This window comes from Paenibacillus sp. ALE3, from assembly GCF_054113405.1.
Map to the genome: position 1 here is coordinate 889,352 of NZ_CM134214.1, position 13,256 is coordinate 902,607.

Here is a 13,256-nt window from a genome sequence, read left to right on the forward strand (position 1 = left end):
ATGCACATCGTCGTTGTTGGGTTGAATTATCGTACGGCGCCTGTGGAAGTCAGAGAACGGTTTACATTTGCAGAACAGGATTTGCCAAAAGCGCTGGAGCAACTCAAACTTACCAAAAGTGTGTTGGAGGGCGTAGTTGTCGCAACCTGCAATCGGACTGAAATATATGTTGTGGTCGACCGCCTTCACATGTGCGGTTATTTTATACGCAGTTTTATGGAACAATGGTTTGGTATTCCTCGTGATCAGTTTACACAACATTTATATATATATGAGGACGAGCAGGCAATTCGGCATTTGTTCCGTGTGACTTGTGGTCTGGATTCTATGGTCATCGGAGAAACACAAATTTTGGGACAGGTAAAGAATGCTTTTCTTCAGGCTCAATCTCAAAAAATTACAGCAACGTGGTTTAATATGTTGTTTAAGCAGGCCGTCACATTGGGCAAGCGTGCCCATTCGGAGACGTCTATTGGAGAAAGCGCCGTATCTGTTAGCTATGCAGCCGTTGAGCTGGGCAAACGGATTTTCGGGATGTTTACGGATAAAAAGGTACTGATCCTCGGTGCCGGTAAAATGAGCGAGCTTACCGTTAAGCATTTGTACAGCGGCGGAGCTGCCGAGGTTATTGTAGCAAATCGAACTTTGTCCCGCGCCGAGGATCTGGCCTCCAAGTTTAACGGAACGCCAGTTACGATGGAGGAAGGCATAAATCGGTTGGCGGATGTGGATATTGTGATTAGCTCGACTGGTGCTCAGGGGTATATTCTGGATCGCAATCGCGTCGAAGCCAGTATGAAACGTCGTCAGTCTCGTCCTTTGTTTATGATTGATATCGCGGTTCCGCGCGATTTGGACCCAGCTATTGGCGAATTGCAGAATGTTTTCCTATATGACATTGATGACCTGGAAGGGATCGTGGAGAGCAATCTGGAAATGCGTCGTACTGAAGCTGCAAAAATCGAGCATATGATTGAAGATGAGCTTAGCGAGTTTTATCAATGGTTGAAAACGATGGGAGTGCGTCCGGTGATTCGTGCATTACAGGAAAAATCGGAGTCTATACATCAGGATACGCTGGAAAGCTTGTATAACAAGCTTCCCGAGCTGGATGAACGGCAGCGTAAAGTGATAAGCCGTTTGACAAAGAGTATGCTGAATCAGATGATGCATGATCCGATCAATCGGGTTAAGGAACTGGCTGTCCAAAAGCAGGGAAATGAGGCGCTAGACATGTTTAGCCACATTTTTGCTCTGGAGGATCGTTTGGAGGACGCCGCTCAGAAAGTAGATAAAAGCGATGCATCTGCGTTAATAAAACCGGAGGCTGGTGTTCATGGAAAAACCGGTCAGGCTCAGGCTTTGCCAGCGTCGTTTGCGCCGGCCAGCCTGTAAAGGTGGGTGAACAGACGTGGCCTCAGGCATGCTTATATATGATTCAATGATTTATGTTTTTGCCCTGAGCCTTCTGTTTGTATTTTCGGATGGAATTCGTCGCAATGCGAATGCTAAACGGACAGGTACAGGGCTTCTTATTGTCGTTGTAATGCTCCAGCTTGTTTTTATGGGAATGCGAACCTGGAATGAAGGGCATCTTCCTATTTTTGTGACCTACGACTTTCTGTTTCTGTTCTCATTTATCCTGGTACTGATTTCTTTGATTCTGTCACGTTATCAGCGATCGGAATTTGCGGTGTTGCTGCTTAATATCATTAGTTTTGCTGTTCTTGTGCTTAACAATATATGGATGGAGCCGATCGACAACCCGCTTGGAAATTGGCATACCGTACATGGGCTGCTTCTGATTCATATTGCGCTGGCTAATCTTGGCTTTGTCGCGATGACGGTAGCGGCTGTATTTTCGGGGTTGTATCTGTTTTTGCATCGTAAATTGAAAGTCAAGAAATGGAATGACACGATCAAGCGCCTGCCGAGTCTGGAAATGATGGATCGGTATACACATATGGCGCTGTTAATTGGTACTCCTTTGCTGGGAGTTTCTATTGTTGTGGCTGTTATTTCTATTATTGCCGAGGAACGCTGGCGTCTTTTACTAGATACCAAAGTGCTGATGACAGCGATTGCCTTATGCGTGTATATTGTATTTTTAGTGAGCAAAAGATTGAACCAGCGTTCTGGCCTGGTCATGGCAAAGTGGTCTTTGGTTGGCTACACGCTACTCATTCTTAATTTTTTGCTGAATTCCTGGTCTGTATTTCATCAGTGGACGGGGGAGTGAAAAGCCATTTGCAGCATTTTGTCCCGATTTCGTTGAATTGTAACAATAAGCTCTGTTGTGTTGTAGGCGGCGGCAGGATTGCAGAACGAAAGGTTAAGGGGATGATGGAAAGTGGGGCATCCATTACCGTCATTAGCCCGAATATAACGCCGGATTTGCAGATCCTGGCCGATCACAAGCAGCTCCACTGGGTAAATCGCGTATATCGCGAGGGTGACCTCCAGGGAGCCTTTCTTGTATATGCCGCTACGAACCAGAGAGAAGTGAATAATAAGGTTGCGCATGAGGCCAGACAAAGGGGTATACTGGTAAATGTGGCGGATCGCTCGGAAGAGGGAGATTTTATAACGCCGGGCATCATCCGACGAGGGAGACTGACGATTAGTATTTCCACCGAAGGGGCAGGCCCCGCTGTGACCGCTGATATTACATCAGCCTTGGATACGTTGTTCGGTAGTGAATATGAGCCTTATCTGGATTTTATGCACGATATGCGACAGGTCATCAAACGTAAGATAAGTTCCCCACAGCAAAGGACCAAACTATTAAGACGCTTGGCGAGTAGCGGAATTTTGGAACAGATACGACGTCATGAATTTATGGCTTGGACCGAAAAAGAAATAGATCTATGGATTGCGCAAAATCAGGAGGAATAACATGCGAACAATTGTGGTAGGCAGCAGACAGAGCGCTCTGGCGTTAACTCAGACCGGGCATGTCATTGAGGATTTGAATGCGCTGTGCGCGGAGCATGGATTGGATTTACAATTTGTCGTCAAAAAAATCCTGACCAAGGGTGATCGAATATTGGATGTAACCTTGTCCAAAGTGGGTGGCAAAGGACTTTTTGTCAAAGAGATTGAACAGGCCATGCTGGCTGGTGAGATTGATATGGCAGTACATAGTATGAAGGATATGCCGTCCGAATTGCCGGAAGGTCTTGTCAATGGCGCTGTACCGCGCCGTGAGGACCCACGCGATTGCCTAATTACATTGGGCGCCAAGAGTCTGGAGGATTTGCCTCCAGGAGCCAAGGTGGGCACAAGCAGCTTGCGCAGAGCCAGTCAAATCAAGTCCATGCGTCCTGATCTACAATTGGAGCCAGTACGTGGCAATATTGATTCCCGTCTGAAAAAGCTGGAGACGGAAGGTTTTGACGCCATCATTTTGGCAGCAGCAGGCTTGCACCGGATGGGCTGGAAAGACCGAATTACGTCCTATATACCAGAGGAGGCATGTTTGCCGGCAGTGGGACAGGGAGCGCTCGGTATTGAATGCCGTGCGAGCGATGAAGAGCTGTTGGCATTGCTGTGTCTCTACAACCACCAGGATACCTCGGCTACGGTTGAGGCAGAACGAACTTTTTTGGGTGTGTTAAATGGGGGATGCCAAGTGCCAATCGGCGCTCATGCAGTCTGGGCTGGTCAAGAAATCAGCCTCACAGGGATGGTAGGCTCGCCAGATGGCGAGGTTATTTTGAAGGAAACGCTCCAGGGAAATGATCCGCAGAAGCTGGGAGAAGCGGTGGCGGCCAGTTTGATAGCCAAAGGAGCGGAACAGATTCTGGCGCAGGTGAGGGGATAATGGAATGGTGGGAAAGGTATATTTAGTAGGTGCAGGACCCGGAGATGCAAGATTAATTACGGTTAAGGGTTGGGAGTGCATTCAACTGGGCGATGTCATTGTGTATGACAGACTGGCAAGCCCTCGCCTCTTGGGGCTGATGAAGCCAGGGGCCCAAAAAATATATGTCGGCAAGCTGCCAGATCGTCACACCATGAAGCAAGAAGAAATTAATCAGCTGCTGGTGGATTTAGCTTTGGAAGGAAAGACAGTCGTCCGGCTCAAAGGGGGAGACCCCACCATTTTTGGTCGAGTCGGCGAGGAAGCCGGGCTGCTGCGTAAACACGGCATTTCCTATGAAATCATACCTGGCATCACATCAGCTATCAGCGTGCCTGCCTATGCAGGCATTCCCGTTACACATCGGGATATGGCTTCGTCGCTGTCTATTATTACAGGTCATGAAAGTCCGGATAAACTCGATAAAAGTATTCATTGGGATAAAGTAACGAACGCAACGGGGACACTGATCTTTATGATGGGTGTAGCGAAGATCGGCTATATCAGTGATCAGCTGATAAAGCACGGTAAGCCGTCCGATACTCCAGTTGCATTGATCCGTTGGGGGACCCGCGCCGAGCAAGATACGCTAGTGGGCACGCTGGCGGATATTGAAGCCAAGGTGAAGGCAGCGAATTTCCAACCGCCCGCCGTCATCGTTGTAGGAGAAGTGGTCAATCAGCGTGAACAGTTAAAATGGGCAGAGGATATGCCTTTGTTCGGGAAGCGAATTTTGGTTACTCGCGCACGCGCGCAGGCCAGTAGTCTGGTTCACCGGATTGAGGAGCTTGGAGGCGAACCTTATGAGTTCCCAGTTATCCAGACCGTCGTCCCTTCGGACGAGCTGGCAAAACAGAAAATCAAAGAGGCGTTTGCGCGGCTTCCTGAATATGACTGGGTGTTTTTTACCAGCGTTAACGGAGTGGAGTACTTTTTCACTCACTTAAAGGAACAGGGCAAGGATGTACGTTCGCTATACAAAGCACGTATTGCCGCGGTCGGACCAGCTACAGCAGACGCGCTTCGGGCGCACGGAATTGTAGCAGAACAGATCGAAGGTCCTTTTCAGGCAGAGGGTTTACTTGAAGCGTTTGAGCAAGATTTGCAAGCAGGGCAAAACGTATTTCTTCCAAGAGGTGATCTCGCTCGCTCCTGGCTGCCAGATCAGCTGAGGGAAATGGGACTTCGTGTGACCGAGGCTGATTTGTATCAAACGGTGCTGGCGGCCAACACACAGGATGATGAACTGCTCAAGTTGCTGGAGGAGCGTGCCATTCATGCGATTACTTTTACCAGTTCCTCAACCGTAACCTTTTTCCTGGAAGCCCTCAGACAAATGGGGATCAGTGATCCAGTCTCCCTGCTGGAGGGAGTTACGATCGCTGTGATCGGTCCCTTGACTGGTGAGACAGCAACCCAAGCTGGCTTGACTGTCAGTTTGATGTCAGAGAAGGCGACCATTGAAAGTCTAATTCAATCGCTATGTGACTGGAAACAATCAAGTACGGTTATGACATTATAAATTTTAATTTTTACAAATGAATGTATAAAAAAATGGAGGTTTGTAACTATGAGTGTCCCTTTTACTAGACATCGTCGTTTGCGCCAGTCGGCTGCCATTCGCAGCATGGTGCGTGAAACGGTATTGAATCCGGCAGACTTTATCCAACCGATCTACGTAACATTTGGTACTGGAGTGAAACAGGAGATTAGCTCCATGCCAGGCGTATACCGTTTTTCTTTGGATCGGCTGGAAGAAGAGCTGAAAGAAATTAGTGAGCTTGGCATTCCTGCTGTGCTCCTGTTTGGCATACCAGAAACCAAAGACAGTGTAGGGACTTCAGCTTTTGTGGACAACGGTATTGTTCAGGAAGCTACTCGTTTGATCAAGTCACGTTATCCCGAACTGCTGGTCGTGGCAGACACTTGCTTGTGTGAGTTTACGGACCATGGACACTGCGGTATGGTGCACATGCATGAGCATGATGGTGAGGTATGCGGTGAAGTATTGAATGATGAATCTCTGGAGGTGCTGGTACGTACAGCCGTTTCTCAGGCGAGAGCCGGTGCAGATATTATCGCTCCTTCTAATATGATGGACGGTTTTGTACAGGCGATTCGGCAAGGACTAGATCTGGAAGGTTTTTCACATATTCCGATTATGTCGTATTCCGTCAAATATGCGTCTGCTTTTTATGGTCCTTTCCGGGAAGCTGCTGATTCTGCGCCGCAGTTTGGTGACCGCAAATCCTATCAGATGGACCCTGCCAATGCACGTGAGGCGTTGCGGGAAGCGGAGTCTGACGTGATGGAGGGTGCGGACATGCTGATGGTGAAGCCTTCTCTTTCTTATCTGGATGTAATGCGTACCATTAAGGACCAATTTGATTTGCCTATGGTGGCTTACAACGTCAGTGGTGAATATGCAATGGTCAAAGCAGCAGCTCTTCAAGGCTGGATTGATGAAAAAGCGATGGTGCTGGAGATTCTGACAAGCATGAAGCGTGCCGGTGCAGATATGATTATTACCTATTCTGCCAAGGATGCGGCAAGATGGTTGAAGCAATAAGTGTACTTTTCAGAAGACAGGAGTGATTAAAATGATCGACGAACAACGAACGGTACGCAAGGATACGCGTTCCAAAGCAGCCTTTGATGAGGCAAAACAATATATTCCGGGTGGCGTGAACAGTCCGGTTCGAGCTTTTAAATCCGTAGGTATAACGCCGGTATATATCGATCGTGGGGAAGGATCGCGTGTATATGATATCGACGGTCAATCCTATATAGACTACGTGTGTTCATGGGGACCGCTTATTATGGGCCATGCGCACCCCGAAGTGGTTAAAGCCTTACAGGCTGCTGTTGTAAAAGGAACCAGCTTCGGAGCCCCAACGTTGGCGGAAACGGAAATGGCTAAGCTCGTATGTGAGCGTGTTCCTTCTATGGACATTGTTCGCATGGTCAACTCGGGAACCGAGGCGACGATGAGTGCGATCCGACTCGCGCGTGGATTTACGAAGCGTAGCAAAATCCTTAAATTTGAAGGCTCTTATCACGGTCATGCGGACAGCTTGCTAATTAAAGCAGGCTCTGGTGTTGCGACCCTAGGTCTACCCGATAGTCCAGGTGTACCTGAAGTCGTGGCCACACATACAATCACCGTCCCTTATAATGATTTGGCGTCGGTGAAGCTGGCTTTTGAGAAATTTGGCGAAGAGATTGCTGCAATTATTGTCGAGCCGGTAGCCGGCAATATGGGTGTTGTACCGCCACAATCTGAATTTTTGGAAGGTTTGCGTGAGGTAACCCAGCAGTACGGAAGTCTGCTGATTTTTGATGAAGTGATGACTGGATTCCGGGTGGGACTTCATTCCGCTCAAGGGCGCTTTGGTGTGACGCCGGATCTTACGTGTCTAGGCAAAGTCATTGGTGGTGGCCTGCCCGTAGGTGCTTATGGCGGACGTCGCGACATTCTAGAGCAAATTGCGCCAGCTGGCCCGATCTATCAAGCGGGTACGCTGAGCGGAAATCCGCTGGCTATGGCAGCAGGTTATTCGACGCTTAAATTGCTGACACCAGAAGTATATGATCGTCTGGAAGAACGGGCAGCACGGCTTCAGGCCGGATTCGAACGTAACGCGCGAGAGCTGGGGATTCCTGTCACGATTAACCGTGTAGGTTCTATGGTGTGTCCGTTCTTCACAGACGAGAAGGTTGTCAATTTTGACACTGCTAAAACAAGTAATCAGGACCACTTCCGCCGTTACTTTACTGAAATGGTGAATGAGGGCGTTAGTGTAGCTCCATCTCAATTTGAGGGCATGTTCGTATCAGGTGTGCATACCGTTGAGGATATTGATGCGACCATTGAAGCGAACTATCGCGCGCTCAAACGTCTATGAGTTGGAAAGGCAGCTGGAAAAGAAGAGGACCGTGGCTGGAAGTCACACCAGGGCGAGAAATTGCAACTGATAAAAATCGCGCTGAAGCTGTGGACCGCTGGTTGCTGAACCGTCTGGGATTACCGGACAAGCTGTGGCGCAGGCTACGGCATGAAAAAGGGATTGAACTTACAGGGGACCGGCTGCGGCTGGCCCTTTTTCCTGTAGTGGACCTCGGCGTCATCCCACGTTGGTATGATTTGAAGATACTATACGAGGATGATTTTTGCTTGGTTGTACACAAACCAGCGGGGATGGCGGTCCATCCAGACGGTGGTGTAAAGGATGGTCCGCTAACATTGGATCATGCTGTCGCATCCTATTATGAAATCAACGACATTCATACAGCAGTACGGCATGTACATCGTCTGGATGTGGACACGACAGGCCCGGTGCTTTATGCCAAAAATGAATTTGCGTTGCTCAAGCTGGACGAACAAATGCGAGCTAAGGACATCGGTCGTCGTTATGTAGCTTTGGTACGAGGGAAAGTACCTCCATCGCTGCGGACGTTGGATTGGCCGATTGGCAAGGATAGGCATCATAAACAGCGCCGCCGTGTATCCCCAACTGGACAGAAGGCGGTTACCCATGTGGAAGTTGGAGAAGTATCGGGTAGTGGTCCGAGTGCGGTCAGTCTTGTGTATCTGACGCTGGAGACAGGTCGGACGCACCAGATACGCGTACATCTTAGTCATGCTGGCTATCCTTTACTTGGGGACGTATTATACGGCGGTCGTGCTGCTGATTTTGGCAGACAGGCCCTTCACGGAGAGCGCCTTACCTTCTATCATCCGCTGAGCGGCGAAACGATTATCGTCGAGGATGCTTGGCCGGATGATTTTCAAAAGCTGCACAAACAGCTATAAAAGATGGCATGCCTTCTATTTTGGCGCATATACTTGAACCTAGAAACGGTTTGCAATATGGAGTTTCCGTGCGCCTGACACGAGTCAGAGGATGTGCGGAGGCTGCCCAAAGGAGGATGCCATCCTTGAATAAACAACAGAATGATCAGCCGCAAGGCTTGCGTTTTGATATTTATGAACGCATTCATTTGACGGAGGAAGCTGCCGGGATTGCCGAGTTGGAGGAAATTGAGCTTCTGCCACGCATTCAGGTTGTAACCCACGGCGACCATGCCGCTTTGCGAGGGCATTTGCTGCTGGAGGGCGTGTACCGCACACCTGAACAGATCACGAGCGAGCTTCATCATTTGATCCCTGTGGAAATTACCATTCCGCTAAATCGGGTAGGAAGATTGGAAGATATCTCCGTGGAGATAGAAAATTTTGATGTGGACCTGCTCTCTTTACGCAGTCTAAACATTACAGGGGTTCTTTCTTTGCATGGGGTGGAAAGCTCTCATGCAGAGGAGACAGCGGTTTGGCTGGATGAGGAGTTTACTGTAGTGCATGCGCCTGAGCATCCGGCTCCATCTCTTTCCGGCGATGGGGAGCATCGTCACGAAGAGGCCTATTCTACCCAAGACTCGGCATTCAACAACTATACAGACTCGGAAACATCATACACAGTAGCAGCGCAACAGGAGTCAGCGTACTGGGAACAGTCGTCAGAGGATCAACTTGAACAGAAGTCATCATTGGAGCAGCAGACTTATGACCCGATAGTAGATCCGAATCGATATTATGAGCCATGGACGGGAAAAGCAATTGAAGACAGTTCTTCCGAAGTGAAGCATGAGCAGGAGTCACCGGAAGTGTGGGGAATTCAGCAAGAGGCAGTAGGGACGGTAGGAGATGAGCCTAAAGTATCTTCTACATCTCCCAATGTAGCATACGACTCTTTGCTGTCGGAGCCGCATTCTGACACAGAGTCGGAGATTTATTTGGAGCCGCAGTTGGAAGCAAGTCAGGGGAATGACTTTGACTTCAGGCCTGAGGCGTCAGAACAGGTAAACCATGAATTTCATGATACCTTTACTGAGGAAAAGCCAGAGATGCGCGTGGCTTTTAACAGTAAAAAGGATGAAGGAGCAGACGAGCCGGACCCGGTTGTCTACTCATCATTGCTTCAATCCAGCCGTTCGGTAAAAGAAGCGGAACACCAGCAGCAGCTGGAACATGAACCGCAAGGTCAGGATCAGAAAGTCGACGAAGAGCGTGAGGATGCCAAGTGGAAAAATCTTTTTTTCCATACACAGGATGAAACGCCTTTCCGCAAGGTAAGGTTATGCATTGTACAGCGCGAGGATACACTGGAAACGATAGCAGACCGTTATCAACTCAGCACACGGGAGCTACAATTGTATAACAGATTGGCAGAGCATCATGTAGAAGAAGGGCAAGTATTGTACATCCCTTGATTCGGTTGCTGAAACATGCGACGAAGTGCTGACTATCGTCAATGAGAAATGGGTGTTGACTATAGTCAATGGGAAATGTATGATGTGGTATAGTTATTGAAAGACTGAGATCGGGAAGAGTAGGCAGCAAGCCCTTCAGAGAGTGGAATTGCAGCGCTGTGAGGTTCCGCAGGAAGCTACTGGCCGAAGTCACCCGGGAGTCGCCTGTTTGAACGGTTCCTCATTTCATTCCTTCGGAAGGTAAGAGGTTCACGGTAGAATAAGGCCGGTCCGCAACCGTTATCTGCATAAAGTGTCACACCATGTGTAATGGATCAGTGGATACATACACTAGGGGTGAAACAAAGGTGGTACCGCGAGAGAACAGCCTTTCGTCCTTTGAGGATGAAGGGCTTTTTTTATTTGCCAATTGAAAAATCATGGAGGTATCCTGATATGTCAGAACAAGACAACAAGACAACCTTGGAAATGCCAACAACGTATGATCCCAAATCAGCAGAACAAAAATGGTACAAAACGTGGATGGAGAAGGGCTATTTCCGCGCCGGGCAACATCCAGAGGCAGAGCCTTTTACAATCGTTATTCCACCACCCAATGTTACGGGTATGTTGCATATTGGACATGCTCTTGACTTTACTTTGCAGGATATTATTATCCGCGCCAAGCGGATGCAGGGTTATGATGCCTTGTGGCTGCCAGGGGCAGACCATGCAGGTATTGCTACTCAAACAAAAGTAGAGCAGAAGCTGCGTGAAGAAGGCCTGACTCGCTATGATTTGGGCCGTGAGAAGTTTTTGGAAAAAGTGTGGGAGTGGAAGGATCTTTATCTGGATAATATCCACAACCAATGGGAAAAAATGGGATTTTCTCTCGATTATTCCCGTGAACGTTTTACATTGGATGAGGGACTGTCCAAAGCGGTACGCGAAGTATTCGTTAAACTGTACAAAAAGGGCCTGATTTATCGCGGTAAACGCATCATTAACTGGGACCCTGCTGCACGTACTGCGTTGTCGGATATTGAGGTGGAATACAAAGAGGTGAATGGAAATCTGTATCACCTGCAATACCCACTGAAAGACGGTAGCGGATTTATTACTGTAGCCACCACACGTCCTGAAACGATGCTGGGCGATACGGCTGTAGCTGTACATCCGGAAGATGAACGCTACAAGCAAATGATCGGCAAAACGCTTGTGCTTCCAATCATCGGGCGTGAAATTCCGGTCATTGCGGATGACTATGTGGATAAAGATTTCGGTAGCGGCGCTGTTAAAATCACACCGGCTCACGATCCGAATGACTTTGAAATGGGACAACGTCACCAGTTGCCACAAATTACGGTGATGGACGAGACGGGAACCATGAATGCTGAAGCAGGCAAATATCAGGGACTGGATCGCAGCGATTGCCGTAAGCAAATCGTCGCTGATTTGAAAGAGCAGGGTGTACTAATTCGTATTGAAGAGCATGTACACCAAGTAGGCCATAGTGAGCGTTCAGGTGTAGTTGTAGAACCTTATCTGTCCACGCAATGGTTCGTGGAAATGAAGCCTCTGGCGGCTAAGGCGATTGAAGCACAGAAGGCTGGCAACGGTGTAAACTTTGTGCCGGATCGCTTTGAGCGTACTTATCTGCATTGGATTGAAAATGTGCGAGATTGGTGTATTTCCCGTCAATTATGGTGGGGACACCGTATTCCGGCTTGGTATGATGAAGAAACCGGAGAAGTGATTGTATCGGCGGAGGACCCTACCACTTTGCCTGAATATGCCGGTAGAAAGCTCAAACAGGATGAGGATGTACTCGATACTTGGTTCAGCTCTGCTTTGTGGCCGTTTTCGACCCTGGGTTGGCCTGAGCAGACAGAGGATCTCAAACGCTATTATCCGACTAATGTTCTAGTTACAGGCTACGACATTATTTATTTCTGGGTATCGCGTATGATTTTTACCGCGCTGGAATTTACGGAAGAGATTCCGTTCAAGGACGTACTTATGCACGGTCTGGTTCGTGACGCGGACGGAAGAAAAATGTCCAAATCCCTGGGCAATGGTGTTGATCCGCTCGACGTGATCGAACAATATGGTACCGATGCTATGCGTTATATGATCTCCACCAGCAGCACGCCTGGACAAGACCTTCGTTTCCGCTGGGAACGTGTGGAGCAGGCGCGTAACTTTGCCAATAAAATCTGGAATGCATCACGTTTTGCGCTGATGAATCTGGAAGGCGTCACTGCGGCAGATATAGACATTACCGGTGACTTGAGCACCGTTGATCGTTGGATTCTGCACCGTCTAAACGAAACTTCACGCGACATCACGCGTCTAATAGATGCTTATGAATTTGGTGAGACAGGCCGCCTTCTGTACAACTTTATTTGGGATGATTTGTGCGACTGGTACATTGAGTTTGCGAAGCTTTCCCTATATGGCGATAATGCAGAGGCGAAAAAGAAAACACAATCCGTCCTTGCCTATGTTTTGGATCGGACACTGCGCATGATTCATCCGTTCATGCCTTTTATCTCCGAGGAAATATGGCAGCATCTTCCGCATGAGGGAGAAACGATCACACTGGCTGCTTGGCCTGCTTACGATCCAGCTTTCGAGGATAAGGATGCGGTTGCTGAAATGAATTTGCTGATCGACGTGATTCGTGCTGTGCGCAATATCCGCGCTGAAGTCAACGTGCCGATGAGTAAAAAAATTGAATTGCTCATAAAACCCGGCGATCAAGCCGTTCTTGATATCATTAACCGCAATGGGGAGTATGTACGTCGATTCTGTAATACGTCTGAATTCGACGCGGGATTAGAGTTCACCGCTCCAGATAAAGCCATGACATCTATTGTTAGCGGCGCAGAGCTATACCTGCCGTTAGCCGGACTGCTAGATATTGCCCAGGAAATTAGCAGACTCGAAAAAGAACTTCAGCATTTGAACAGTGAAGTGGAGCGCGTGGAGAAAAAGCTCTCCAACCAAGGCTTCGTGGCAAAGGCACCAGCCAAAGTCATCGAGGAAGAGAAGGCCAAGCAAGCCGATTACTCAGATAAGCGCGCTAAAGTTATCGCACGTATTGAAGAACTCAAGGGATAATTTCACTCACAATAAAATGACC

Annotated in this window: 10 protein-coding genes; all 10 read left to right on the top strand. The window is 48.5% G+C overall.

Features of this window, described 5'->3' with window-relative positions:
- Nucleotides 1–1,395, top strand: coding sequence for a glutamyl-tRNA reductase (gene hemA, locus ACXHJ2_RS04070; RefSeq protein WP_017427411.1), 1,395 nt, complete (start codon nt 1–3; stop codon nt 1,393–1,395).
- A 16-nt stretch (nt 1,396–1,411) separates the two neighbouring features.
- Entirely contained in the window at nt 1,412–2,239 is an 828-nt protein-coding gene (gene ccsA / locus ACXHJ2_RS04075) for a cytochrome c biogenesis protein CcsA (protein WP_016818412.1), read from the top strand.
- Nucleotides 2,240–2,247: 8 nt separating this feature from the next.
- Nucleotides 2,248–2,895 carry a precorrin-2 dehydrogenase/sirohydrochlorin ferrochelatase family protein gene (locus ACXHJ2_RS04080; RefSeq protein WP_113050805.1) on the top strand — a complete coding sequence of 216 codons (648 nt, stop codon included), beginning with the start codon at nt 2,248–2,250 and terminating at the stop codon, nt 2,893–2,895.
- 1 nt (nt 2,896) lies between these two features.
- Nucleotides 2,897–3,823 (top strand): hydroxymethylbilane synthase, encoded by a 927-nt coding sequence (hemC, locus tag ACXHJ2_RS04085; protein ID WP_165081757.1) that lies wholly within the window; start codon nt 2,897–2,899, stop codon nt 3,821–3,823.
- A gap of 4 nt (nt 3,824–3,827) precedes the next feature.
- A complete protein-coding gene (gene cobA / locus ACXHJ2_RS04090) occupies nt 3,828–5,384 on the top strand; it encodes a uroporphyrinogen-III C-methyltransferase (RefSeq protein ID WP_165081759.1) in 1,557 nt (518 codons plus the stop codon).
- Nucleotides 5,385–5,432: 48 nt separating this feature from the next.
- Nucleotides 5,433–6,431, top strand: coding sequence for a porphobilinogen synthase (gene hemB / locus ACXHJ2_RS04095; protein WP_013372683.1), 999 nt, complete (start codon nt 5,433–5,435; stop codon nt 6,429–6,431).
- A 31-nt stretch (nt 6,432–6,462) separates the two neighbouring features.
- A complete protein-coding gene (hemL, locus tag ACXHJ2_RS04100; RefSeq protein WP_165081761.1) occupies nt 6,463–7,767 on the top strand; it encodes a glutamate-1-semialdehyde 2,1-aminomutase in 1,305 nt (434 codons plus the stop codon).
- Nucleotides 7,764–8,675 (top strand): RluA family pseudouridine synthase, encoded by a 912-nt coding sequence (locus ACXHJ2_RS04105; protein WP_165081763.1) that lies wholly within the window; start codon nt 7,764–7,766, stop codon nt 8,673–8,675. Before hemL ends, ACXHJ2_RS04105 begins: the two co-directional genes overlap by 4 nt.
- A 125-nt stretch (nt 8,676–8,800) precedes the next feature.
- Complete coding sequence (locus ACXHJ2_RS04110) at nt 8,801–10,132, top strand: LysM peptidoglycan-binding domain-containing protein (RefSeq protein ID WP_165081765.1); 1,332 nt, start codon at nt 8,801–8,803, stop codon at nt 10,130–10,132.
- Between the two features lie 435 nt (nt 10,133–10,567).
- Nucleotides 10,568–13,234: a valine--tRNA ligase gene (locus ACXHJ2_RS04115; RefSeq protein WP_013372679.1), complete on the top strand. Its 2,667-nt coding sequence runs from the start codon at nt 10,568–10,570 to the stop codon at nt 13,232–13,234.
- The last annotated feature ends 22 nt before the right edge of the window (nt 13,235–13,256 follow it).

Coding starts and splice junctions, on each gene's coding strand:
- hemA (WP_017427411.1), top strand. CDS start 1: ATGCACATCGTCGTTGTTGGGTTGAATTATCGTACGGCGCCTGTGGAA.
- hemC (WP_165081757.1), top strand. CDS start 2,897: ATGCGAACAATTGTGGTAGGCAGCAGACAGAGCGCTCTGGCGTTAACT.
- cobA (WP_165081759.1), top strand. CDS start 3,828: ATGGTGGGAAAGGTATATTTAGTAGGTGCAGGACCCGGAGATGCAAGA.
- hemB (WP_013372683.1), top strand. CDS start 5,433: ATGAGTGTCCCTTTTACTAGACATCGTCGTTTGCGCCAGTCGGCTGCC.
- hemL (WP_165081761.1), top strand. CDS start 6,463: ATGATCGACGAACAACGAACGGTACGCAAGGATACGCGTTCCAAAGCA.
- ACXHJ2_RS04105 (WP_165081763.1), top strand. CDS start 7,764: ATGAGTTGGAAAGGCAGCTGGAAAAGAAGAGGACCGTGGCTGGAAGTC.
- ACXHJ2_RS04115 (WP_013372679.1), top strand. CDS start 10,568: ATGTCAGAACAAGACAACAAGACAACCTTGGAAATGCCAACAACGTAT.